The 2,887-nt window shown below is 51.0% G+C and carries 4 protein-coding genes; all 4 read right to left on the bottom strand.

What is annotated here, in order from left to right:
• Positions 1–152: type I restriction-modification system subunit M N-terminal domain-containing protein (locus tag QQ91_RS12810; RefSeq protein ID WP_375340951.1), on the bottom strand; the 152-nt coding region annotated here is incomplete at its 3' end.
• Between the two features lie 14 nt (positions 153–166).
• A complete protein-coding gene (locus tag QQ91_RS12815; protein ID WP_039726876.1) occupies positions 167–751 on the bottom strand; it encodes a restriction endonuclease subunit S in 585 nt (194 codons plus the stop codon).
• Positions 752–924: 173 nt separating this feature from the next.
• On the bottom strand, positions 925–1,782 hold the full coding sequence (locus QQ91_RS12820; RefSeq protein ID WP_039726875.1) for a PD-(D/E)XK nuclease family protein: 858 nt from the start codon (positions 1,780–1,782) through the stop codon (positions 925–927).
• Positions 1,783–2,155: 373 nt separating this feature from the next.
• Positions 2,156–2,887, bottom strand: a 732-nt coding sequence (locus QQ91_RS12825) for a DNA adenine methylase (protein WP_236096272.1), incomplete at its 5' end; no start/stop codon positions are given.

Raw genomic sequence — 2,887 nt, forward strand, 5'->3', positions numbered from 1 at the left:
TCCCGCTTGTCATTCCTGAGATCGGTCAGATACTTCAGGAAGAGCATCACCAGGATGTAGTCTTTGTACTGGGCCGGGTCGATCGTGCCTCGGAAGGTGTCGCACGCCCTCCAAACCACACCATTAATGTCCTGCTGCGTCATCTGTGCCATCGTCATCCTCCCTCCTATTCCTCAATTGCGGCCTGCATCGTCGCCGCGTTAATCAGTTTGTCCTTCAATTCTTCAAGCCGACCGGTGAGCTTCTGTTCTTGTTGCCAAAGTTCGGCAACTCTAGCGACTTGCCGTTGACGTTCAAGTGGGGGTAACTGCACCTTGAAGCTTCGACAGTCACGCATTGAGATGAATTGAATGTTGCTTCCCTTGCTCATCTCATATTCGCGCCGCTTGCATATTGCAGGATGATTCCAGTACCAGGCGAGATAAGTACCATCAGCTTTTGCAGAATCTGGCGTCAGAATTGCCCAATGCCCAACAACGAAAGCATCTTCAGGTGGATTCTTAATCGCCACCGCTGCGGTTCGACCTCCACGTAAGGGAAACAGGACGTCCCCTGTTCGGAGGAGATACTGCTTGGGGTCGCCTTCAAACCGCATAGGTTCTAAACTAGACCAATCAAGCTCGCCATTCGCTGCGAGCACACCTAACTGTACTGCTTGATAAGGCTCGCCAGACTCTAGGTCTTTAGCAGAGCGATACTGATAGCCGCTGCGTAGATGCCCAAGATCCTGCAGCGAATGAACGGTAGTCATCGATTTGCACCACTTGTTTGTGTGTTATCGAACATCTCCCGGACCCTCTAGTACGGTCATGTTCATCCAAAAAATCATCTAATATTGATATAGAGCGCCAGGTTTACATTCCTGAGATTGGCCAGGCGTCCCACGCCCCACGTAGGACGCCCGATCAAGAAACGACCTAGTGATTAGGCAGCATCCTTAGCCCCGCGAAGGCTTTGGAAGCAGGTAAGCCATCCCTGCCATTCTTCAATGTACTCCTGGAGCTCCTCCCCTAAAATTGGCATCATTTCGCCGATTCCAGAGCTATACATGTACGCCATGGCGATCCCATCTAGTGGAGCAATTTGCTCAGGGAAAGCAGCAGCGATTTTGTTGTAAGTCGTTAGGTATGCTGTAGCTTGCACAATGTGCGGAAGCTTATGCTCCAAAGACTTTTCGTTGCGGCTACCCTTAAGCTCTAACAACACTCTTGCACCATCGAACGGTGAAGCCGCGATCTCAGTAACCAGGTCAAACCGGCCAATGAATTGCTCTTCAAAGTCAGCAACGAACACCTCTGAGAGGGTTACTTCGTTGCGTTCCTGATCAATTACCGACAGTGGGGGAGTTGAACGCCGCAAATAAGGGAAGATGCCATCCTTTAAGGCCTTGACGTAGCCACCCATATTCATCGGGAAGGGACCAGGGGTTTGACCTCGGTTCCAACGCTCCAACATGTTGTGGCCCATCTTGCCAGCTGCGATCGATTCATTACGAATGCGATCGGCCTCATCTTTTCCAACTCGCTTTTCCCAATTTTTGAGTGCTTGCTCAGCATCAGGATCCAGAATTGGAGTGACCTGTGACTTAATAGCCGAGAAGCTAAAGGCACGGTCATCCGAGCTACCCCTGCCAAAGTAGTAGGCAGGATTGCCATCTTGCCAGCGCTGGTAACTCAACTGCTGTGGCCCGTTCCCAACAACCAGCTGAAGCTGATAAATGTTGGACCGACCATTTCGTTCAGTTGGGGCATAGACCCCAAGTTTCCGTTTTTGCGCAACCATGTTATGAACTTCACCTCAAAAAAAACAACGCAGTAGGGTCGCTACTGATCCAAATTGGATAGCTCGACTATAGCAACGCTAGTTCTCAGCGTCAAGAAAAATACGCAGTAGGACTGATACTGTTTTGAAAAGAGTGGTTGTGAGGCTTTGATTTCTGAAGCAAATCCGGTTTTGGGCTGGCTGGCAGACACAAACTTGAAAGCTTGGGTGGCAGAGGCTGCTAGCGGTTTAAGTACCCCCATTGTGAGGCCAATCATGAGATTGGTGCTTCCTTGAGGCTGCCAGGGTACTCCTCTTTGTTGAATGACAGTACTTGTAGATCATAAAGCTGTGCAGGCCCGGCCTTCTATCCGAGCATATTAGCGGCGGAACCCTAATTCCTCACCACCACCTCCGGCACCCTCCCCCGCTTCCGCCCCTGACTGTTAATCGGGCGAGCAGCGTAAACCACCTCTACATTGAACCCCTGATAAAGCTCCCTCATCAAAGGGGTATCAGAGTTTGACGCCATAAATCTCACCCCACGCCGATCAAGCTCCCGGCATAATGAAGCCAATTTTTCCTGCATCCTCTCCCCAAATCCTTCTCGCGTGTAGCCAGTGAAGCTCGCCGTCGTACTCACTGGCATATAGGGTGGGTCAAAGTATACAAAATCCCCCTCCCCGAGCTGCCGACACGTTTCACGCAAGTCGCGACCCTCTCCGGTCACTCCCTGAAGGGCCGCATGACACGCCCTCAAGTTCTCCTCATCCAGGATGGTCGGATTCTTGTAGCGCCCAAAGGGCACATTAAACTCACCTCTGGAATTCACCCGATAGAGGCCGTTGTAGCAAGTCTTATTCAAATAGATAAAACGACTTGCCCGCTGTACCACCGTCCACTGCCCATACTCAGGGGTTCGATCTACCTGCCGCAAACGATAGTAATACTCCCGGTCATAGACGTGCCGACCCAAGTCTTCAATCAACTCCTCAACCTGGTCTCGAATCACCCGATAGAGGTTGATCAGATCTGGATTGCTATCCGATAGCACCGCCTGCTGCGGCTGAAGATGAAAGAAAAGCGCCGCACCACCTAAAAATGGCTCAAAGTAACGGTTAAATTG

Origin of the sequence: Lyngbya confervoides BDU141951, assembly GCF_000817775.3 — a bacterium.
Lineage (GTDB): Bacteria > Cyanobacteriota > Cyanobacteriia > Thermosynechococcales > Thermosynechococcaceae > Lyngbya > Lyngbya confervoides.